This is a genomic window from Cupriavidus sp. YR651, from assembly GCF_900101625.1.
Taxonomy (GTDB): Bacteria; Pseudomonadota; Gammaproteobacteria; order Burkholderiales; family Burkholderiaceae; genus Cupriavidus.
In genome coordinates this window covers 291,884-311,362 of the sequence record NZ_FMYZ01000008.1, presented here as the reverse complement: position 1 = coordinate 311,362, position 19,479 = coordinate 291,884, and the positions used below count along the sequence as shown (strand labels likewise).

The window sequence follows — 19,479 nt, the reverse complement described above, 5'->3', positions numbered from 1 at the left end:
CGCCTTCGATGAATCGCTTCATAGACCGTCCCGCGCTGAGAAGTTTCTTCAGTCTAGGCGACGCACTAGCGTTTTCACACAACCTCGGCCGGCAACCGCCTGATCGATCCGGAGATCCGCTACACCGGCGCCGGCCAGCAGGAGCCGACCCAAATCACCATTGAGATGGTGATCATCGCGGGGCGACATCGTTGCGAGCTAGCCGTTCAGCGGCGAAGTAGTCGAAGTTGCGTTCTACAACCATTGCACCAGAACGCATGTCCAAAGTGAGCCTACCGTTCTCCAAGAACACGTTTTCGATTGTTGAATCGACTTTCTTGCATCCACCTGGCTTGCAACGGATGCCATTTGAGAATCTTGCGAGCGGGCGTAACGATGCTCGATCGAAGACGATTGCAGATGCTCGCAGAGTTGACTCGTCGACACCGTCGGCAGACACCAAGTCTATGAGCGCAATATAGTTTGCCGAACAGAATCCCATGTAGCTACGCCAGGACGTATCAACAATCGCCTTCCTTCCGTCCCACGCACGAAGTCCTTGCACGCCATCGATGTCGTCTTTTCCTATATCGCATCGCTGTTGTGCGGACTCGACATGAAGCTGCACGGTTTCGCGGGAATTCTCGGTTCTTGTGGTGCCATCTGAATCGCCGATTGCTCTCGCGATTGCCTTGTCTACTCCGAGAGAAAAGCCGCGCCAGCGGTGCGTAGACGTTGGACAGTATTCCGCGAGCTGGTTCGAAGTTATTCTTTTTCGCAGCGCTTGTTCGTATAAGACTTTGCCAGACGTTGTGTCAACGAGCCGCAGTATCGCGCCTGCATCCGTCTTTCTCGCTTCGAAATGAAACCTGGTCGCCGGGGTAACGTCACTGATCTTTACCGACACACTGTCGCGGTGCTGCCGAAAATTGACCCAGTCACCCTCCGCCACGCGATGCACCGTGTCGGGTAGTGGGAGCCACGGACTCGCGTACCCCGTCTTCTGAAGGCTCGCGTCGATATCCATGGTTACGTCCGAGTGGGGAGGGAGCACGGCCTCGGTGGGCCAAACAAAGGGCACGCCACATGGCTCGGCCCATGTGAAGGCAATGCCCGGATGAATGAACAAGGCCCGCTCCTGCAGGTTGGCAGCAGACCATTGCTGACGGTGTACGAGACTGATGGCAACCAAAACTACTGAGCTGACGCCGAATAGTGCGATCAATGTGGCCTTGGACAATGCCCCAGCGCGGACCCCTGCGGCAACCGCGAGCAGCGCTATGGAGAATAGCCAAGCGACGGTGCCCCAGCCCCATCCGACCACACGCAGGATGTGTCCGGAGCCTTCATCCTGTACAAGCCCGGAAAATAATGGAAGGGTCGCCGCCAATGCCAACATTGCCGCGACAGACATCCTCGGCTGCTCGCCATGGAAGAGTTTCACGAGTGCCGCCATAAACGGCAGATTGGCATAAACTGCCCATCCGCCGACGTACCAACCAAAAGGTAAGCCAAGCACCAGGACTTCCGCGCCAAAGCTAGCACGGGCCCGCGTTTCAACCATAAATCCCGGTAATGCGAGCGAGAGTCCCCACAGAAGGAAGGCCGCTATGGCGAGTCTTCGAGATATGCGAATTGCCGGATCGTTTTGCGTACTACACCGTTGTGTTTTCATCCATTGCTCACCACTGTCGCAATATGATCTCGATGCATGACTGTGTCAGGACCGACAGGATTTACGTTGACGGCTCAGAACGATGAAGTTCCACCTCCTGCGGAGACTACGTGCCAGGGAGTATCAATCGCGAACCGACTCTAGCAAAAATGACGCTTCGGAGCGGCGCAGCCGACGTGGGGTGTGACATGAGCGCAACGGGTACGGCGGTCCTGAGATTGGTAATGCCGACAAGCCAATCTCATCGTCTGGCAGGGCACTTGCAGGCAGCCTCTGGGTTCAATGACCGCTTCCGGCCGGACAGCGACGGCCGGCTCGTGGCTGGAAGCGGCCGCCATCGCCGCCCTGCCTGGCCGGCGCCGGACTTAACAATATCTCGTTGTCCTTGGGGTGGCCCGACTCTGTGATTCGGGCACACCCGGCCGGAAGGTAAGGATTCGAATAGCGGGCAGTGCCAAAGCCAATGGCAGAGGGCTGGACTCAAATACGCCGTATAACAACTCGCAGCACGCAGCGTGCGTACACTGGCCTATAGTCTGCTGGTCCACCACCCCACTGGCCTGCCCCGGGCCAGGCCCTTCACCGGAGACATCGCGTGTCGACCACGGAAACCTATCTGATCGATTCCATCCGCCTCGCCATGGAAAACGTACGCGAGCGCAATACCTGGCCGTTCGGCGCCGTGGTGGTCAAGGACGGGCAGGTGCTGGCGCGCGCGGTCAACGAGGTGGAGGCCACCTGCGATTCCAGCGCGCATGCCGAAATGCAGGCGGTGCGCGCCGCCTGCAGGGCACTGGGCAAGCCAGACCTGACTGGCTGCACGGTCTACGCCAGCGGCTACCCGTGCCCAATGTGCCTGAGCGCGATGTACCTGGCCGGCGTCCGGGCGGTCTACTACGCCTATTCCAATGAAGACGGCGCGCCCTACGACCTGTCCGCGGAACGCGGCTATGTCGAACTGGCACGTCCGCTCGAACAGCGGGAGATGAAGCTGGCCTATGTGCCGGCACGCGACGAGGGCCCCGATCTCTATGAGGCGTGGCGCGAACGCCAGGGTCGTTAGCCGTCGCTGGGCCGAAGGGCATGAGCAGGATTGCGCCGTTCAACTCGCCGCATCCTCCACCACCGCCTGCGCCATCCGCGCCCAGTGCCTCGGCTCGTTGTTGCGCAATGTGAACGCGTCGCACCGCGGAACCCGTGGAGTTCCACGCCATGCGACCTGGCTTCGCAGGCATAGGCGCGTGCCGCTTTTCAGTATGCCCAGTTGGCCGGTACATATCGGAAGGCATTGCCATCGACCGCGACGCGGCCGAGCGAGGGGAACGATAAATGGCTGGCCAGGAACAACTCGCCAGTCTCCGCAGCCTCTTGCAAGAGGCCAACCCGGACGCGAACCGCCTCCTCGGGCTCGTGATCGAACGCGTTTTGCCACTCGGGGCATTCGACCCCGACCGGAACCAACGCGTCACCAGCGAACGTCAGCCGCTCACCGCCTGACGCCACGCGGACCACACTGTGCCCGGGGGTGTGGCCGCCGGTGAGCGTGACGACGACACCCGGCGCCACCTGGTACTCCTTGTCGAACGGCCGCAACTCACTCTTGTACGCATCCAGGAACTTCCGGGCGCTTGACCGGATGATGTCCTGAATCCCGTTAAAAGTGTTGTGGGAGAAATCGGGCGACTCGAAGAATTCGACATCGGTGTGCGACACATGGACCCGCAGGTCCGGACGCATCTGACTCCTCAGCCGCTCGTCGAGCAGTCCGCCAATATGGTCCATGTGAATGTGCGTCGCGATGACATCGGTCACGGTCCCGGGATCGATCCCAGCGCCCTTCAATCGTAGGGCCAACCGTCCGGCCCGCGTGGCGTCCGGCATCTCCGACCCTACCCCGGCGTCGATGAGAATCGTCCGACCGCCGCTACGGACTACGACGACGTTCAGCCCCCAATCGATCACGTCCGGCAGGAATCTGCCGCGCAGCGCGGCGTCCCGGACCGCCGAATCGACGTTCGTGCCCAGGACTTTGGCTGGTACTGGTATCGCCCCATCGCTAATCACCATTACGTCGATTTCGCCGATACGCGTAGCGTAGTGCGACGGAACCAAATCGTGCTCAGGGTAAAGGAATCCGTGGCATAAGCACATGTTCGACTCCTGTTTCTGACAACGTTTCATTGCCGGCGAACTTCGCATTACAAGAATCCATTTCGCCGGGCCGGTCGTAGTGAGACGTAGCTTAGGCAGCCAGGCGATCGTTCAGTAGACATGCGGATGCACACACTGTGGTGCGCGCCAGGAAACAATTACGAATGCTGTCGTTGTCGCTGCGCGGATGCAGCTGCGCAAACGGCTCCATGCGCGCCGCGCCCCCGGGTAGGTATCTCAACTAACGTCAGGCTCATATGAGCTCGTGCCTGGCGCAGCCCAGAGTGACGCCGGCTGTCCTTCGGGCGCGGCTTTTGTTCTGACAGCGGCGGCTTCGCTGTCCGGTCGAGGTGAATCTGCAGTTGCGAATCCATATTCTTAGTACACACAAGAATGGGGAATCTTGGTTCTACTGTTTGTGCCATCGCCGGTACAGAATGCAGACATCAAAACGGAGTGAACCGACCATGAGCATTCGCCCGATTCTGACTGCATTTCGCGCGACGGCCGCGATCTTCGCCAGCGCTGGCTCTGCGGCGCACGGCGCTACAGAAATCGTGAAGCCGCACTGGCGAGAGCTGGGCCGAACCACTCGGCGCGAGCCATCCCGTCAGCCGGAACGCGAGCAGAACCGAACCTGCGAAGCTCTTGGCAGTCGACGTTGATGACAACGACAAAGATCTGACCACATCGGTCCGTCAAACGCCTTCTCGGAGCGCTCAAGCCACATACGGACCGCCGTCTCCAGCGACGTCTGGCGCGCGCTCAAGCTCGGCCAACGCCTGCGCACTGGCCTGCCGCATATCAACGCAACGACCTCAATCGCCTTGGTTTCTACCGGGGGGCGGCAGCGCAATCGAATGCCGATGAGGAGCCGGACGTCGCGGCGCCGGCGGCTGATCTGCTTATGTACCGATGCACGCTTGCTGAAGTACTGATGGCTGACGGAGAAAGACTCATCTGTGCAGCAACCACCAGAAGCGTAGGAGAAAACGCCGCCCAACACCTCGAACCAAATCTCAACTTATCCCTTCACCATAGGAATCAGCATGAGCAACGGAAGCACCATGACCAATGCCGTCATCGAATGTATCTTGAGCCGCAGCGCCGCCAAGTATTACGACCCAGCCGCCACCTTGAGCGACGACCAAATCCGCGAGCTGGTGCGAATCGGCACCTCCGCGCCGACATCCTTCCACATGCAGAACTGGCGCTTCATCGCCGTGCGCACGCCTGAGGCCAAGGCCCGGCTGAGTCCGATCGCCTGGAATCAACCTGCGATCACCGATGCGGCCGTTACCTTCATCGTCTGCGGCCAACTGGCCGATTCCAGCGTAATACCCGAGCGCCTGGCCCCGTTGGTGGAAGCAGGCGTCATGCCGGCAACGATGGTGCCGGAGTGGGAAATCCCCGCACGCGATCTGTACATGGATTACCCGCAGCGCCAGCGCGACGAGGCCGTACGCACCGGCACCTTCGGCGCGGCGGCGATGATCTATGCGGCCCGCTCGCTGGGCCTGGGTTCGACGCCGATGATCGGTTTCGATGCCGAAGCGGTGCACCGCGAGTTCGCACTGGCCGAGGACGAAGTGCCGGTCATGCTGTTGTCCGTAGGAGCAGAGCGTTCGGGGAACTGGCCACAGAAGCCACGCCTGCCGGTGGTCGATGTGCTGGATCTCGTTTGACTATTAGTTAAATCGGTAATTTAAGGAAATCATCATGGCAAGAACTGTAGCTCTACAGCCGGAACAGGTACCGGCCGATTCGAAACCGACTCTCGATGCGTTCACCAAGAACATCGGCTTCACCCCAAACATGATGGCGAGCTTCGCGCAGAGCCCAATTGCGTTCAACGCGTGGGCCACGCTTCTCGGTGCCTTGAGCAAGGCGCTCGACGTGAAGACGCGTGACGGCATCGGCCTCGCCGTCTCCGAAGTGAATGGCTGTAATTACTGCCTGACGGTGCACAGCTTTACGGCCGAGCATATGGCCAAGCTGCCAGCCGATGAAATCATTCTCGCTCGGAAGGGTCACGCCAGCGACCCGAAGCGCGACGCCGCCCTCCAGTTTGCGCGCAAAGTCATCGAGACCCGCGGCCAGGTCAGTGACACCGATCTGAACGCTGTGCGCGATGCCGGCTACACGGATGCGAACGTCATGGAGATCGTCGCGCTGGTGGCCATGTACTCCCTGACGAACTTCTTCAATAACGTGTTCGATCCCGAGAAGGACTTTCCCGCCGTTACGCCGGCTGGATCGATCTGAACTCTATCCGCTCGCATCGACCCTCGCCGAGGGTCCTGGAAGGTGTCATCTGATGCGAGCGTAATGCCAAAGCCCGGAGGCACTCCGGAAAGCGTCTTGGAAACGCGTCCGGGCTTTGCGTATGACCCGACAAGCCCAGGAGGAAGAAGGTGACACTCAATCATCCAATTTTCACGCGCTCGCCGGTGCAGCGCGGGCTCGAAGTGACGGCGGCCTAGCCAGAAACCAGGAGCTCTCTTGTTTCAGGAGTATTCCATGCAATCAGTCGAGATCAAGGCCGTTGATCACTCCGATTTTGATATTTGGCTTCCGCTGTGGAAAGGCTATCAGCGCTTCTACGAAGCGGATATCCCCGAGTCCGTGACGCTCAATACCTGGAGGCGCTTCCTGGACCCCAGCGAACCGATGCATGCAGCGCTTGCCATGGTGGGCGAACAAGCATTGGGGCTGGTGCATTCGATCTACCATCGATCTACGTGGACGACGGGCGACTACTGCTATCTCCAGGACCTGTTTGTTGCTGACAATGCGCGTGGCGGCGGCATCGGTCGCTCGCTGATCGAGCATGTCTATGCGGAAGCAAAACGTCGCGGGGCGTCCCGTGTGCACTGGCTGACACACGAATCCAACCATAACGGCATGCAGCTTTACGACCGCATCGCTGATCGCTCGGGTTTCATCCAGTACCGAAAGCTATTGGGCTAACCCGCCGATGCGGCTACTGTTTTGAGCACTCGTACGGCGCATCGCTATCGTCCCAGCCTGGCCGGTTCGCAACGTGTCCGATCGGCTCGTGTAGTGGGGTCTTGCGGTGCGTACAACCGGTGTGCAATTGCAGTAAGACTGCCTTAGCGTTTCAAGTTATCGAGGTCCTATGTCCCAAGTCGACTGGCTGAGCCATCTCCTGCAAATGATCAACCTCACTGGCCAGCTGGAGGTCCGCTGCGTCTACGGGGCGCCATGGCGTGTGGCCTGGGATCAGTCCGCAGCGCACGAGATTCCTTACCACGTCGTGCTCAAGGGCCGGGCCATTATCGAGGATCCGGAGACGGGGACGACCAGGGAGCTGGTGGGCGGAGACATCGTGCTGTTGCCTGACGGCGCGGCGCACGTGCTGCACGATGGCAGCGGACATGCGCCGGGTCTTACGCACAATCGTCAAGGTTCTGCAGGATGGAGGCTCAGCGAGAATGATGGCCAGGGCGAGCGTCTGGACATGTTGTGCGGGCGCTTTTTCATCGAGCCGCCCCATGATCGGCTGATCCGCGATTATCTACCCACGACTCTCGTGGTGCGGGCCATGGACGGCCGTAGTGAAGAGGGCATTGTGTCCGCTTCGAACCACCTGGCCAGTCTCATGGGGCTGATGCGCATGGAGTCCACCGGCGACAAACCGGGCGGGCTCGCCATGCTCAACGCGCTTAGCTTCGCGCTGTTCACACTGGTACTACGCGCGGCGAGCGAATCCGACCAGGCCCCGGCAGGCTTGCTGGCGCTTGCCGGCCATCCACGACTGGCCCCGGCCATTTCAGCCATGTTCGCCGACCCGGCGCGGCCCTGGAACCTGTCTGATCTGGCCGACTTGTGCAGCATGTCACGCGCCACCTTCATGCGGCACTTTCAGGCCAGTCTGGGGCGCTCGGCCAACGAACTGCTGACCGATATCCGGATGAGCCTCGCAGCCAACGAGCTGAAGAAGCCGGCAATGACCACTGAGGCGGTGGCCGACTCAGTCGGGTATCGATCCGTATCGGCATTCCGGCGTGTGTTCACCGACAAGATGGGGATGACGCCGGGGCAATGGCGCCGCCTGGCGCGCGAAGGTGAGTAGTGCGCTTCGCTTTCGGACCGCCTCGTTTCTTTGATCCTTTTTGGCATTCTTTTGAGCAAATGCAGTCTCGAAATCGGTATCGGGTAGGCCTACAGTGGAGGCTCCTAACCACCCGGTGAACAACTTGAATGGGAAACCCCAATGACCGCTCGTGCAAATCAGTTTCGTCTACAGATCGCTGAAAAGAGCGCTGGATCGTTCTCTCTTCTGGCACCGCTCAGATGGGCGCTGGTCGTCATCTTTCTTTGGTTCGGTGGAATGAAGTTCACCGCTTACGAAGCCAACGGCATCGCGCCGTTCATCGCCAACAGCCCCATCATGAGCTGGTTGCACACCCTATTCGGAGTCCAGGGAGCAAGTTACGTTATAGGTGCACTTGAGCTGTCGACCGCAGCGGCTCTGATTCTCGGCGCGTTGCAGCCCATTTTCTCTGCATTGGGAGCGGCGATGTCGGCTGCGACCTATCTGATCACGCTCACCTTTTTCTTGAGCACCCCCGGCGTGGCAGAAGCGACGGCGGGAGGATTTCCGGCCATTTCAGCTATGCCTGGTCAGTTCCTTCTTAAGGATCTTGTTCTTCTAGCTGCATCGCTTTCTCTCCTTCTGGCGTCCGTCCATGGCTCGCGGGCCGACGCTCAGAAGTCAAGAGGTGAACGGGCGACGCCACTGACACCACGTTAGCAATATCGGTCGATGATCTCGAACAGACGGCAGCATGATGTAGCGAGGTGCGGTTCAGGCGCTGTCGCAACCCCGAGCAGGAGACCAGGCAAGGCCCAGGCTGGAGTCGCGAACCACGCAGATAACGGCGATGGCGCCATGCCAAAGTTCATCGCTTCCCGGGCGATCTGCACGTCGGGCGCGCCGTCGGGGAGCCTGAGGAGTATTGCCAGACCGGCCTTGATCCATTCCGTGTTGCGCATTCGCAGCTGCTCGCATAGTGCGTCACGCTGCGCGGAATATAGACGCTTGAGCCGACGGACGCGCCGGATGTAGTGGCCATCACGCATGAATTGAGCCGTGGCGAGTTGAACTACTGGTGAAGGCGCGGGTGCAAGCGTTGCGGCTACTTCGGAGAACGGAGTGGTGAGTTCGGCCGGCGCCACAACAAATCCGAGTCGCAGCCCCGGGCTCATGGTTTTGCTGAGAGTACCTATGTGGATAACCCGTTTTCCCTCGTCCAAGGACGCCAAAGCGGGGGCCGCCCTGCCTTCGAGTTGTAGCTCGCCGAGGTAGTCATCTTCGATGATCCACGCGTCGCTCGAGACGGCCCATTCAAGCAGCTGAAGCCGTCGCCTCAAAGACAGGGTCGAGCCCAAGGGAGCTTGTTGACCGGGCGTCACGACGGCTAACGCGGCGTCTGCGGCGTTCTCGATTCCGTAGCCTACGTTGAGGCCTTCGGCGTCCACAGGCACCAGGACGACACTCAAGCGAGCGAGCTCTAGCGCCTTCCGGGTAACAATGAAACCGGGCTCTTCCATCCAAACCTTCTTACCGTCCAAACCTAACACTCGCAGTGCAAGACCTAAGCCGGAGCTGTATCCCGAAGTGATGAACACCTGCTCTGGAAAGCAGTGAAGGTTTCTGGAGATTGAGAGATAGCCTGCGATCTCTCGGCGCAGTTCGAGCTCCCCTCTGGGATCGGGATAGACCAGTGACGAGAAAGATCCCGTCTTCAATAAATTCGATGAGCGTGCGCGCGCGAAAAGCCTGTCCGGTAGCCCTTTCAGTGCCGGAATGCCGAGCTGAAAGATCGCGGGCCCGGCGTTCATCTCCAGATAAGTTTTCATAAAGGCTCCGGGCTGCGGCGCTTCTGGTTGAGCCGCCGGCGCGCGGGGCCGCGGCGCCACGCGGGTGCCCCTTGCTCCGAATGTCTCGATTATCTGGGAGTCGGATAACCGTTCATACGCCGCTTGCACTGTGCCGCGCGCCACACCAAGGTGCGCAGCCAGGTCCTGCCATGAGGGTAGTCGGGTGCCAGGTGCGAGCAGACCAGACTCTATTGCCCTGGCAATACTCATACGAATTTGTTCTGACAGCGGCAGCTTCGCTGTCCGGTCGAGGTGAATCTGCAGCTGCGAATCCATATTCTTAGTACACACAAAAAAGGGAAATCTTGGTTCCTATGTTTGTTCCATCGAAGGTTCAAACTGCGCCGGTCAAGACGGAGCGGCCGGACCATGATCTGGTAGGAGACTGAAAGTGGTACGTATCGTCACCAACGTGCATCAGAGCCGCACTACCGGCATCTGGGCAAACACGGAAGTGGAAGTCATCGAATACGGCGAACTGCAGGATGTGGCTCGCCCGATCGGATCCCAAAGCGTCAGCCTGCGGGCGGCCTTGCGTGAAACCGGCGGCCGTATCGAGGCACGCTACAAACCGTCCAAACCACTTGCCGATGGCTATCGCGGCAGTGACCACCTCAGCCTGATCGAACGCGGCGGCGAAGCGTACGGCTATACCCCGTTCATTCGCGGTTTCCGCTGTGTGGCGATCCATTTCGACGATGCGCTGCTGGGTGAGGCCTGCGGCACTGCCAGCGGCGCGGACCATTTCCACTCGCGCCTCATGTTCGAGAACAAGCCGATCTGGGCCATGGCCGACCGGCTTGCACTGGCATGCGTCACGCCACGCATCGGCCAGCGGCTCTACTGCGAGAGTCTGGTCGGCATGCTCGCCGTGGAGCTTGCCAGGCTCGGCACCACTGCGCCGCTCCTGGCCTGCAAGGGCGGGCTCGCGCCTTTCCGGCTACGCCGTATCCTCGATTACATCGAAGACCACCTTGGCGACAACATCGCCATCACAGAGTTAGCTGCCATGGCCGAAGTCAGTCTCCCGCATTTCATGCGCGCGTTTCGTACGTCCACCGGTGACGCGCCGCTGCGCTTCATCATGCAGCGACGCGTCACCCGTGCCACGCGACTGCTGTTGGAAACCAGCACGCCGCTGATCAAGATCGCACACGACTGCGGCTTTGCCGACCGGGCGCATATGACCACGTGCTTTCGCCGCATCGTCGGCAACACGCCGGCACGCATCCGTCGCGAGCGCTCGTGAGTCGCATGACGTAGCTGCCGAGCGGTCTGTGACCGGGTAGCTGGTGTCGTTCATGGCGACGTCCTTTCGACGATTCCCCAGCTTGGCACGTACCGGCGGCATGCATCGCCAAAGCGCATGAATAGCGATTGCGAGAGCCGATCTGTGCTCGCGCTGACTTCCGGATGCCACTGAACGCCGATGGCGAAGTCGGCATCCACGCCACGGATAGCCTCGATCAGTCCGTCAGCATGCATGGCTTCCGCCGCCAAGCCTTCGCCCAGGGTCCGAATCCCCTGCGTATGTAGCGAATTCACGAGTGCCACGTCGGCGCGTAGCCAGTCATGGAGCAGGCCGCCCGGCGCAAGGGAAACCCTGTGTTTGTAGCGGTAGCGCAGATCGAGCGGCTCCGACAGGTTTTCCCGATGGTGCTCGTTGTGGCCGGCCGCGAAGATATCGGGATGCAGTGTGCCGCCGAAGGCGACATTCATCTCGTGGAAGCCACGGCCGATCGCGAGCATCGGAAGGCCCTGCGACACGGCGCCGCGAATCAGTTGCACCGCGACGTGGTCTCGCCCGGGATCGATCGGGAAGCCCGCTGGCTCTTCGCTTCCGTAGAGGGCCGGAGCTACGTTGGAAACGCCATCGGGGAACAGCAGACCGGACATGACCCTGAGATAGGGCGTGACATCGGAAATCGCGCTGGTCGCCGGAAGGAAAACCGGCGCAACGCCGGCTACATCGCTCAATGCACGGCGATAGCTTTCCTTGACGCCATGTTGATCGTGTTCACCGACAAAAAAACGGTCGCAGACAATTCCGACGAGAGGCAGGTTGGTGCGACACGGAAGGCTGGGTGGGGACGTCATGGGCGGGGCTTCGCTTGTGCATCATGTGCTGGCAGCCGATGGTATGCGAAGGCGTCGCCGGCTTGAACGCCTGAGCGTTATTTGGCAGCACACTCATGAAAAACATGATCGAAGAAGAAAATGCCAGCCGGAGCCCGAGGCGGTGAAGTGGCGCTAACGGACTCGCGCGGACACTTGACAGCGCACGCTCGTCGACCAAACAGTCAATGTCGCAAATTGGCCGGTCACGGTCGGCTCCCCAGCGCCAAGCCGCCGGCCGACCCCTCCCTGCCTTCAGTCACTACAGGGCAGAAGACTGAATATCGTGCCGAAGCGGTCGTTCGCACCCTTCGGCAAGTCGTAAAAATAGGGCCCGTCCCAAAGCTACAAATGTGAATCGCAACTTCTCCGGAGGACGGGAAACCGGTCGCGTGCGGATTAAAAAAGGAAATCTATACCCCTCTCATTGGGAATCCATGACCCTGCAGGCCACGTGCTATAAGGCACATCGGCATCTGTGCACGTGAACGGGCATTGCACAGGTCGCTTGCAAACAAACGTAAACAACTTTTTGTCAGGGGAAATCATGGCCACCAAAATTATGCTCAAGCATCCGGCAAGCGGAATGCTTAAGAAGGGCTACTACGGGTACAGCTGGACTTATCTGTTTTTCGGTTTTTGGGTACCGCTCATCCGCGGTGAACTCGGTACGGCCGCATTGCACTTGTTGTTCGGCCTGGTGACGTTCGGCGGCTGGAATATCGTCATGTCGTTCCTCTACAACAAGCAGTACATGACCCGCATGCTCGTCGAGCGCAACTACGTACTGGCCGGATCCGAATCCGAGAATGAATTCGCCCGGATGAAGCTTGGCATTGCACCGACCGGCGCAGCCATCGCCGCCTGATTCCGTCACGCCTGAACAGCGCCGTTGCTTCAGCAGCGGCGCTGTTGCTTTTGCTTCGTCAAATCAATAACGGCTGACAGTCTTCAAGCCGGAAAATCAGTCGACTCCGACAGCGGCTTCCACGTCTGCGTTTCCGTCGTCACGTACGCATTCTTCTCGGCAATTGCCTTTAGCGTGTCGGTGCCTAGCGGCAGGCGCAACGGCGGCGTTTGCACGTCGACCAGCTTGACGAGTGCCGTTGCCAGCTTCTCCGGGTCACCCGGCTGGTTGTGATTGATGACGGCTGCGAGGTCGCGAAGCTTGCCCGACGTTTCGGCGTAGTCGTCGATGATTTCCTTGCCTACGAGGAGCGACGACGTATCCAGGAAGTCCGTGCGGAAGAACCCCGGCTCGACCAGGGTCGCATGGATGCCAAGCGGCTTCAGCTCTGCGTGCAACGCCTCCGTGATGCCTTCGACGGCGAACTTCGTCGAGCTGTAGACGCCGACCCCCGCCGCCGCTTGGTAGCCAACAATCGACGAAATGTTGATAACGTGACCCGAGCGCTGTTTGCGCATCACCGGTAGCACGGCGCGCGTCACGCTTAGCAGACCAAAAACATTGGTTTCGTAGATCTTGCGCACATCGGCGTCGCTCGATTCCTCGACGGCGGCGAGCAGCCCGAAGCCAGCATTGTTGATCAGGACATCGATGCGGCCGAACTTCTCGACGGCGGCCTCGACAGCCGCCTTGACTTGCTCCCGGTCTGTCACATCGAGTGCAACGGGGAGCAGCGCGGACGACTCGCCGAGACGCTCGGCAATTGCGGCGACGTTGCGGCCCGTGGCGACGACGGCGTTGCCATCGGCAAGGGCTGCCTTGGCCATCAGTGCGCCCAGGCCGCGCGAAGCGCCCGTGATGAACCAGACGCGCTTGAACTGTTGCTTGGTGACGTTGCTCATGATCTTGCTCCTACATTAGTGGTGAAAGTGTCGATAGCGCCGGAACGTTTGGTCGCCATCACGATGATTACGGCGACGACCAGTGCAAGGACTCCGATCAGCGCCCCGGCGACGCCGATCTCACGCAGGCCAACGGCGTCGATGACTCTGCCGCCGATGACAGCGCCCATTCCAATTCCGGCATTGAAGATGGATACGTTCAGCGATGCCGTCAGGTCCTGCAGCGAAGTCGGGGCGGAGCGAATCGTTCGGACGTGGTTTGTCACGAAGCCGGCCGCATGCGCTGCTCCCCAGATCGCGAGCGTGACGATGGCGATGACCTCGCTTCCAATCAGGTGGGGAAATACAGCCATGGCGAGTGCCGCGATAACGACCGCCGTCACTGCGGAGCGGAGTGGGTTCACATCGACAAATCGCCCTGCTATCTAATTACCGATAATTCCCGCGACACCGAATCCCATCAAAATCCACCCGGTCGAACTGTCTGCGAAATGCCCGATCCGCGTAAGCGTGTCTGCGAGGTAGGTGTACGACGTGAACATCGAGGTCAACGCGAAGAACGACATCGCGAGATTGAGCAGAACGAGCGGGTGCGTCAGAACCTTCAGCGGCGATGCAGGGGCCTCGTCGGATTCGACAGTGATGCGCGGAAACAGTACCCAGATCAGGAGGGCCATCACGGCGCTGATCGCGGCGCCGGCGCCAAAGGCCATGCGCCATCCAAACGCGTCGGCAAGGATTGTCGCCAACGGCGAGCCGACAACGCTGGCGATGGAAACCCCTGAGAACACCGTGGCGATCGCCCGGCCGGAGTGTTGCGGTCCAGCGATTCGTGCGGCCGTCGATGTCGCCATGCTCCAGAACACTGGTAGTGCCAGTGCCGAGACAACCCGTCCGGTAGCCAGAAAGGCGTAGTTGGGGGCCAGCGCCGCCATCGCCGCACCGACGGCGGTGACACCCAGGACACTCGTGAATAGTCGTCGCCGCTCGACGCGGCGCAGGGCGAGTGTGAGGAATGGGCCCGTGAGCGCAACCGTGAAAGCGAATGCACTAACCAGCAACCCGACCTGCGGTACCGGTACGTCCAGGTCGTGAGCGATCAGCGGGATGACGCCGATGATGTTGAATTCATTGGTAAGCATCGCGAAGGCGGCTGCTGCCAACAGGGGAACCGCGAGTTTCATGGTCAAACCTCTTGTGCGGTGTCGGCCTGTCTGGAGGCGTTGCCGCATGGTCAATCAGGAGGGAGCGCCAACGCCGTGGGGCGCGGTGCTCCGGCGCCGCTTCTGCCCGCCGCGACCCTCAGAAGTCCTGCACGGTGGGGCGAATGACGATCTCGTTGACGTCGACCGAATGGGGTTGCTCGACCGCATAGGCGATGGCCTGTGCGATGGCATCGGCCGGGATGGCCATCTTGTAGAAGTCGACAACGAAGTTGCGGCTGTCCTCATGGCCGGAGCCGAACTTCAGTTCGGTGTCGATCGCTCCCGGCGAAATCACAGTGGTGCGGATGTTGCCGCCGACCTCGTGACGCAACCCTTCGGAGCTGGCTCGGACCGCGAACTTCGTGCCGGAATACACCGTGCCTCCGGGGCTGAAGACTTTCAGGCCCACGACCGACGCGATGTTGACGAAGTGACCCGATTGCTGCGCTTCAAAGACCGGCAACGCTGCCGCGACACCGTAAAGAAGGCCCTTGATGTTGATGTCGATCATGCGATCCCATTCGTCCGTCTTGCGCAGCGACAGGGGGGCGATGGCCATCAGGCCAGCGTTGTTGACCATGACATCCAGGCGACCATGTTGTGACACGACCTCGTTTATCAAGCGATTGACCTGCGCCTGATCCGTGACATCAACCCGGTGGACGGATACCTTGCCGCCCTTTGCCTCGATGTCGGCGGCAATGCGCTGAAGGTTGTCGAGCCGGCGAGCCGCCAGCGCGACGGTGGCGCCTTGCGAGGCGAGGCGCTTGGCGGTGGCTTCGCCGATTCCGCTGGAAGCACCGGTAATGATGATGACTTTGCTTGCCATGGTCTTTCTCCAGGAGTTGTTGAACTGCGTGGAGACAAGTTTTGTCCATGGGTCGACTTTTGATTAGACTGAAATATCTGGAATGTATTTTTCACCTATGCAAAAGTCTGGAAAGTCCCGTATGACTGAACCGACCGACTTGAATGACATCGCCGTCTTTGTGCGCGTGGTGCAACTCGAGAGCTTCAGTCGCGCTGCACGAGCGCTTGGCATGCCCGTCTCCACCGTCAGCCGCAAGGTGATGGCGCTCGAAGAACGCCTTGGCGTGACGCTCCTGCAACGCACGACCCGCAAGCTCAGCCTGACCGCGCAGGGACGCGCCTATTTCGATCAGTGCAGCGAGCCGCTAAGCCACCTGTACGACGCGGAGCGCGTGATCACCGAGACGCAAAAAAAGCCCGAGGGCCTGCTGCGTATCTCCGGTCCCGTGATGCTGGAGCAGGAGCTGTTCTACACATTCCTGTCGTCATTCCTGAAGAGCTATCCGGGCATCCAGGTGGATCTTTACTTCACCAACGTTTTCCTGGACCTGATCGCCGAGAACGTCGACGTCGCGATCCGCTTCGGTGACTTGCAGGACTCGAGTCTGGTCGCGCAACGCGTGGGAAGAAGCGTCAGGCACCTTGTCGCCTCCCCCGAATACGCACGCCATCACCATCTCCCCGCTCGGCCCGAGGACCTTGGCCAACATCCCTGCGTGCTGATCAATGCGCGCAACAACGAGACGGAATGGCAATTGGTCAGTGGCCGAAAGTCGGTCAAGGTTCGCGTAACAGGGCCCGTTGCCGCGCGCGACTTTCACATCGTCAGCGCCTTTGCGCTGCGCGGGCACGGCATCGCACTCCTGCCTTCCGGCTATTCCGATGCGCATATCGCCCGCGGGGAGCTTGTTCGCGTCTTGCCGGAATGGTCGTCACCGGAAATATTCGTGCATGCCGTCTATCCGACACGCCGCTTCATGCCGTCAAAGCTGAAGGCGTTCCTCGATGCGCTCAAGGCGTGGGAAGGCCCGCTTTGGCTTCCATTGCGATGAAGCATCTGAGGTGAGGCAGCATCTCGCGCTCTCGCTGCAGGTCGGAAGCCCGCTGGCGAAGCCGGGTGCACAAGGCGTGCCCCGACTTCCGCCACGCGATAGGTCGTCAGTTGCCGTTAGGCAGCGGAATATTGAACCCTTCCTTTTGCAACGCTTCGCGGACGTACTGCAGCCGCTGGTATTGCGTCAAGGTAATCGGCCCCGAGTAGGCCTCGCTCTGCAGCTTGCGTGGTGGATACTTGATGTAGGTCTTCATGAACTCACCAATCGCCTGATTGAACGTCACGAGTGTCCAGGTGCTTTCCGTGAAGTTGTTCATGAACAGGTCGTATCGTTCTTGAGGGTCCGTCCACAGGTCAAAGATCTGCGGCACCGCATAGGTGTAGGCGTTCAGGTGGTACAGACCGACATAGCGCATTTCGTCGTAGCCCTGAGCGTTTGGCAGCGCATCATCCGCCTCTCGCGTGGACGGCGCGGTGAACACCCGAGGGCGTTCACGACCGTTCATGGCCCGGATTGTTCGTCCGATTCTGTTTCTAGATTTCCTCGATCGTCGCCTGAATTCGTCCTTCCCGAATAGCTGCGAGAAAGCCCCGAAAATCGCTGCGGTTCTGGGACGCATATTCAGTCGCGAACTCGCATATTGCGTCGTCGAACGTCTGGCCGGAGCCCATGTAACCGGCCATCATCGCGGCATCTCCCGTCCTCGCATGTGCACGGGCCAGGGCATGCGCGCACATCCTGCCGTACTGCCTGAGCGTGTCGCTATCCCAATCCTCGATGAGGGCGGACAGCTTCATATCTCGCAACTGGCGAATGTAGAAGTGCCGACCATGGTTGCCGAGTGTCCAGCCGAGGAAGACATCGCTTGCGGCCTGCATCAGGCGCTGCCCCACGACGACGCGCTGGCCGTGATTGTCGTACACGCTCTTGCCCGCATAAGGTTCCAGTACCGACGCCCGGGCTTCCTTCACCTGCAGGAACAGAGGATCGTCGTCCGCCGCCATGAACAGACACACTGCGCACATCGTGCCGACACTGCCGACACCGACCACCTTGATGGCCAGGTCGAAGAAATGGAAGCGGTCGAACAGCATCCGGGTGTGGTCTGGCAAGCTTTCGCGGTACCTTGCGATCGCCTCCTCGTAACCCGATGACTGCCCGCCCACCATTTCTTCCGTCGGATGAAAGATCAGCGGCGGCTCGTCCTTTATTCTCGGATGTGAGCCCTGCTCGGCAACGAATTTTGGATAGAGATGGTCCGGCGTCGACTTGCGGCGTTCCGCCTCAATGCGTTCGGCCAGCCGCTTGCGCGTGGCCTCGACGACCTTGGGATCGCCGGTGCGATCCTCGTACTTTTGCAGGTCGATACGGTCGTACCAGACATCCAGCGCGCGCATCCCCGCGAAGTTATGCATCCGCTCCCTGTACTCGCGCACGGAGTCAGTCGCCACGCGCGCCGCGTCGCTCCTGGGGAGCGCCAAATGGTCGGCCGCGATCACGATGCTGGCGGTGAGTCGCTTCAGGTCCCACTCGAAGGGAGCCGGAAGGGTTTCGTCGAGATCGTTGATGTCGAAGATGATATTGCGCTCTGGCGTGGCGAACCCACCGAAGTTCATCAGGTGCGCATCGCCACAACTCTGTACGCGGATGCCGCTGGACGGGACGGTTGCCAGGTCGGCAGCCATGATTGCGGCCGCGCCCCGATAGAAGGCAAAAGGCGACGCCGACATGCGGCCAAAGCGAATAGGCACCAGGTCCAGTATCCGGCCCGCGTTTGATTCCTCCAGCAGTGCCACCGGGTCCCGGCGATTGTCCGCGGGCCTCCATCCCGACTGGGAAGAGCGTGGCACGTCGTCACGCAAAGCCCGACCCTTGGCGGCGCGCTCGTCCGACGTCAGGTAGGTGGATGCGGAAGTCCGTTCTTCCTCTGCCCGGTTGCGCTTCTTGTTATTTGCCTTGGCCATACGGATCGTCTCCTTGCTATTGGTCAAGCGAGGACGCCCACCCGATTGGGGCATACACACACTCACCCGCCCATACGCGCCACAACGCATTTCGGCGAGCATCCCGCTCACTACAGGTTAGGTGCAATCCAATGGCCTCGTGGGGAATTGCCGTGCCGGTCCGGCAGAGATTTCCTATCGTGTCTTGGCATCGGGCGGGCGTGATTGTGCCGACTGCAGCATCTGGAACAGCCAGTCAGTGCCATTGGAAGACCGCGATCAGCCAAAAAAAACGCGCCCCCGAGGGAGCGCGTCAGCATGTTGCCGGGTTCGTGCAGTCAGCTCAATTGCCGATGCCCAGCAATTCCACTTCGAAGTTCAGCGTGGCGTTCGGCGGGATCGTGCCGGGTACGCCGCGCGCGCCGTAGGCCGTGGCCGCCGGGCAGGTCAGCTTGGCCTTGCCGCCTACCTGCATGGTCTGCACGCCTTCCGTCCAGCACGGAATCACGCGGTTGAGCGGGAACGAGATCGGCTGGCCGCGCTTGTACGAGCTGTCGAACTCGGTGCCATCGGTCAGCGTGCCGCGATAGTGCACCTTGACGGAGTCCGAGGCCTTGGGCGATGCGCCCGTGCCCTTGGTCAGGTGCTGGACCACCACGCCGGACGGCAGCGTTTCCGGGGCGGGCGCGGCGGCGCTGGCAACGCCGGAGGCAGCGAGCGCGACGGCAGCGAGAAACAGGGAGAGGTTCTTCATGGGAATCTGTCGTGTCGGAGTCGTTGGGGCGGCGCCTGGAAGACGCCAGCCGGCAGTGTACCCGACACGTCACGCC

The 19,479-nt window shown here is 60.6% G+C and carries 20 protein-coding genes and 2 pseudogenes; 10 read left to right on the top strand and 12 right to left on the bottom strand.

The genetic code is table 11. The annotated features are described in order from the left end of the window. Window positions 1-172: 172 nt before the first annotated feature. A complete protein-coding gene (locus BLR29_RS32530) occupies window positions 173-1,654 on the bottom strand; it encodes a hypothetical protein (protein WP_176861029.1) in 1,482 nt (493 codons plus the stop codon). 595 nt (window positions 1,655-2,249) lie between these two features. Here BLR29_RS32530 and BLR29_RS22330 point away from each other — a divergent pair. After that, on the top strand, window positions 2,250-2,717 hold the full coding sequence (locus tag BLR29_RS22330; RefSeq protein ID WP_176861028.1) for a nucleoside deaminase: 468 nt from the start codon (window positions 2,250-2,252) through the stop codon (window positions 2,715-2,717). Window positions 2,718-2,905: 188 nt separating this feature from the next. Here the strand turns inward: BLR29_RS22330 and BLR29_RS22325 are convergent, their stop codons facing one another. After that, on the bottom strand, window positions 2,906-3,721 hold the full coding sequence (locus BLR29_RS22325; RefSeq protein ID WP_255371359.1) for an MBL fold metallo-hydrolase: 816 nt from the start codon (window positions 3,719-3,721) through the stop codon (window positions 2,906-2,908). A 648-nt stretch (window positions 3,722-4,369) separates the two neighbouring features. On the opposite strand from BLR29_RS22325, the pseudogene BLR29_RS33220 reads away from it, so the two are divergent. The 6 genes and pseudogenes from BLR29_RS33220 to BLR29_RS22295 all read left to right on the top strand — a co-directional run. Further along, a pseudogene (locus BLR29_RS33220) lies at window positions 4,370-4,504 on the top strand (cupin domain-containing protein); the annotation flags it as partial. A 350-nt stretch (window positions 4,505-4,854) separates the two neighbouring features. Beyond that, the gene (locus tag BLR29_RS22315) at window positions 4,855-5,490 is read left to right on the top strand and encodes a nitroreductase family protein (RefSeq protein ID WP_092139645.1); all 636 of its coding nucleotides are present in this window, start codon (window positions 4,855-4,857) and stop codon (window positions 5,488-5,490) included. A gap of 34 nt (window positions 5,491-5,524) precedes the next feature. Then, on the top strand, window positions 5,525-6,070 hold the full coding sequence (locus BLR29_RS22310; RefSeq protein WP_092139643.1) for a carboxymuconolactone decarboxylase family protein: 546 nt from the start codon (window positions 5,525-5,527) through the stop codon (window positions 6,068-6,070). A gap of 255 nt (window positions 6,071-6,325) precedes the next feature. Next, window positions 6,326-6,775, top strand: coding sequence for a GNAT family N-acetyltransferase (locus tag BLR29_RS22305; RefSeq protein ID WP_092139641.1), 450 nt, complete (start codon window positions 6,326-6,328; stop codon window positions 6,773-6,775). Between the two features lie 169 nt (window positions 6,776-6,944). Continuing rightward, window positions 6,945-7,901: an AraC family transcriptional regulator gene (locus tag BLR29_RS22300; protein ID WP_092139639.1), complete on the top strand. Its 957-nt coding sequence runs from the start codon at window positions 6,945-6,947 to the stop codon at window positions 7,899-7,901. Window positions 7,902-8,042: 141 nt separating this feature from the next. Beyond that, window positions 8,043-8,582, top strand: coding sequence for a YkgB family protein (locus BLR29_RS22295; RefSeq protein WP_092139637.1), 540 nt, complete (start codon window positions 8,043-8,045; stop codon window positions 8,580-8,582). Here the strand turns inward: BLR29_RS22295 and BLR29_RS22290 are convergent. Further along, window positions 8,579-9,691, bottom strand: a complete 1,113-nt coding sequence (locus tag BLR29_RS22290) for an aminotransferase-like domain-containing protein (RefSeq protein WP_255371370.1) — start codon at window positions 9,689-9,691, stop codon at window positions 8,579-8,581. The two genes, BLR29_RS22295 and BLR29_RS22290, sit on opposite strands and share 4 nt — an antisense overlap. Before the next feature lie 117 nt (window positions 9,692-9,808). Then, window positions 9,809-9,922 (bottom strand): annotated as a pseudogene (locus BLR29_RS32920) (GntR family transcriptional regulator); the annotation flags it as partial. A gap of 181 nt (window positions 9,923-10,103) precedes the next feature. Here BLR29_RS32920 and BLR29_RS22285 point away from each other — a divergent pair. Beyond that, the gene (locus BLR29_RS22285) at window positions 10,104-10,961 is read left to right on the top strand and encodes an AraC family transcriptional regulator (RefSeq protein WP_092139633.1); all 858 of its coding nucleotides are present in this window, start codon (window positions 10,104-10,106) and stop codon (window positions 10,959-10,961) included. Between the two features lie 50 nt (window positions 10,962-11,011). Here BLR29_RS22285 and BLR29_RS22280 read toward each other — a convergent pair whose 3' ends face one another. Further along, complete coding sequence (locus tag BLR29_RS22280) at window positions 11,012-11,809, bottom strand: gamma-glutamyl-gamma-aminobutyrate hydrolase family protein (protein ID WP_092139631.1); 798 nt, start codon at window positions 11,807-11,809, stop codon at window positions 11,012-11,014. Between the two features lie 565 nt (window positions 11,810-12,374). Between BLR29_RS22280 and BLR29_RS22275 the strand changes: the two genes are divergently transcribed. Beyond that, the gene (locus BLR29_RS22275) at window positions 12,375-12,695 is read left to right on the top strand and encodes a hypothetical protein (protein WP_176861027.1); all 321 of its coding nucleotides are present in this window, start codon (window positions 12,375-12,377) and stop codon (window positions 12,693-12,695) included. An 83-nt stretch (window positions 12,696-12,778) separates the two neighbouring features. Here the strand turns inward: BLR29_RS22275 and BLR29_RS22270 are convergent, their stop codons facing one another. The 4 genes from BLR29_RS22270 to BLR29_RS22255 form a co-directional block, all read right to left on the bottom strand. Next, entirely contained in the window at window positions 12,779-13,636 is an 858-nt protein-coding gene (locus tag BLR29_RS22270; protein WP_092139629.1) for an oxidoreductase, read from the bottom strand. Beyond that, window positions 13,633-13,989, bottom strand: coding sequence for an MFS transporter (locus BLR29_RS22265; protein ID WP_092139627.1), 357 nt, complete (start codon window positions 13,987-13,989; stop codon window positions 13,633-13,635). The genes BLR29_RS22270 and BLR29_RS22265 overlap by 4 nt, the downstream gene beginning before the upstream one ends. 72 nt (window positions 13,990-14,061) lie before the next feature. Continuing rightward, window positions 14,062-14,820: an MFS transporter gene (locus tag BLR29_RS22260; RefSeq protein WP_176861026.1), complete on the bottom strand. Its 759-nt coding sequence runs from the start codon at window positions 14,818-14,820 to the stop codon at window positions 14,062-14,064. A 118-nt stretch (window positions 14,821-14,938) separates the two neighbouring features. Continuing rightward, on the bottom strand, window positions 14,939-15,670 hold the full coding sequence (locus tag BLR29_RS22255; protein WP_092139623.1) for an SDR family oxidoreductase: 732 nt from the start codon (window positions 15,668-15,670) through the stop codon (window positions 14,939-14,941). Window positions 15,671-15,791: 121 nt separating this feature from the next. Between BLR29_RS22255 and BLR29_RS22250 the strand changes: the two genes are divergently transcribed. Next, window positions 15,792-16,703, top strand: a complete 912-nt coding sequence (locus BLR29_RS22250; protein ID WP_092139621.1) for a LysR family transcriptional regulator — start codon at window positions 15,792-15,794, stop codon at window positions 16,701-16,703. Window positions 16,704-16,809: 106 nt separating this feature from the next. Here BLR29_RS22250 and BLR29_RS22245 read toward each other — a convergent pair whose 3' ends face one another. The 3 genes from BLR29_RS22245 to BLR29_RS22235 form a co-directional block, all read right to left on the bottom strand. Further along, window positions 16,810-17,211, bottom strand: coding sequence for a hypothetical protein (locus BLR29_RS22245; protein ID WP_255371358.1), 402 nt, complete (start codon window positions 17,209-17,211; stop codon window positions 16,810-16,812). A 28-nt stretch (window positions 17,212-17,239) separates the two neighbouring features. After that, on the bottom strand, window positions 17,240-18,670 hold the full coding sequence (locus BLR29_RS22240; RefSeq protein WP_092139619.1) for a DUF2252 domain-containing protein: 1,431 nt from the start codon (window positions 18,668-18,670) through the stop codon (window positions 17,240-17,242). Window positions 18,671-18,992: 322 nt separating this feature from the next. Continuing rightward, window positions 18,993-19,403: an FKBP-type peptidyl-prolyl cis-trans isomerase gene (locus tag BLR29_RS22235; protein ID WP_092139617.1), complete on the bottom strand. Its 411-nt coding sequence runs from the start codon at window positions 19,401-19,403 to the stop codon at window positions 18,993-18,995. Between the last annotated feature and the right edge of the window lie 76 nt (window positions 19,404-19,479).

Excerpts from the sequence above, each read along its gene's own strand:
- BLR29_RS32530 (WP_176861029.1), bottom strand. The coding sequence starts at position 1,654 with ATGAAAACACAACGGTGTAGTACGCAAAACGATCCGGCAATTCGCATA.
- BLR29_RS22325 (WP_255371359.1), bottom strand. The coding sequence starts at position 3,721 with ATGGTGATTAGCGATGGGGCGATACCAGTACCAGCCAAAGTCCTGGGC.
- BLR29_RS22315 (WP_092139645.1), top strand. The coding sequence starts at position 4,855 with ATGAGCAACGGAAGCACCATGACCAATGCCGTCATCGAATGTATCTTG.
- BLR29_RS22310 (WP_092139643.1), top strand. The coding sequence starts at position 5,525 with ATGGCAAGAACTGTAGCTCTACAGCCGGAACAGGTACCGGCCGATTCG.
- BLR29_RS22305 (WP_092139641.1), top strand. The coding sequence starts at position 6,326 with ATGCAATCAGTCGAGATCAAGGCCGTTGATCACTCCGATTTTGATATT.
- BLR29_RS22300 (WP_092139639.1), top strand. The coding sequence starts at position 6,945 with ATGTCCCAAGTCGACTGGCTGAGCCATCTCCTGCAAATGATCAACCTC.
- BLR29_RS22295 (WP_092139637.1), top strand. The coding sequence starts at position 8,043 with ATGACCGCTCGTGCAAATCAGTTTCGTCTACAGATCGCTGAAAAGAGC.
- BLR29_RS22290 (WP_255371370.1), bottom strand. The coding sequence starts at position 9,691 with ATGAAAACTTATCTGGAGATGAACGCCGGGCCCGCGATCTTTCAGCTC.
- BLR29_RS22280 (WP_092139631.1), bottom strand. The coding sequence starts at position 11,809 with ATGACGTCCCCACCCAGCCTTCCGTGTCGCACCAACCTGCCTCTCGTC.
- BLR29_RS22275 (WP_176861027.1), top strand. The coding sequence starts at position 12,375 with ATGGCCACCAAAATTATGCTCAAGCATCCGGCAAGCGGAATGCTTAAG.
- BLR29_RS22270 (WP_092139629.1), bottom strand. The coding sequence starts at position 13,636 with ATGAGCAACGTCACCAAGCAACAGTTCAAGCGCGTCTGGTTCATCACG.
- BLR29_RS22265 (WP_092139627.1), bottom strand. The coding sequence starts at position 13,989 with ATGGCTGTATTTCCCCACCTGATTGGAAGCGAGGTCATCGCCATCGTC.
- BLR29_RS22260 (WP_176861026.1), bottom strand. The coding sequence starts at position 14,820 with ATGAAACTCGCGGTTCCCCTGTTGGCAGCAGCCGCCTTCGCGATGCTT.
- BLR29_RS22255 (WP_092139623.1), bottom strand. The coding sequence starts at position 15,670 with ATGGCAAGCAAAGTCATCATCATTACCGGTGCTTCCAGCGGAATCGGC.
- BLR29_RS22250 (WP_092139621.1), top strand. The coding sequence starts at position 15,792 with ATGACTGAACCGACCGACTTGAATGACATCGCCGTCTTTGTGCGCGTG.
- BLR29_RS22245 (WP_255371358.1), bottom strand. The coding sequence starts at position 17,211 with ATGAACGGTCGTGAACGCCCTCGGGTGTTCACCGCGCCGTCCACGCGA.
- BLR29_RS22240 (WP_092139619.1), bottom strand. The coding sequence starts at position 18,670 with ATGGCCAAGGCAAATAACAAGAAGCGCAACCGGGCAGAGGAAGAACGG.
- BLR29_RS22235 (WP_092139617.1), bottom strand. The coding sequence starts at position 19,403 with ATGAAGAACCTCTCCCTGTTTCTCGCTGCCGTCGCGCTCGCTGCCTCC.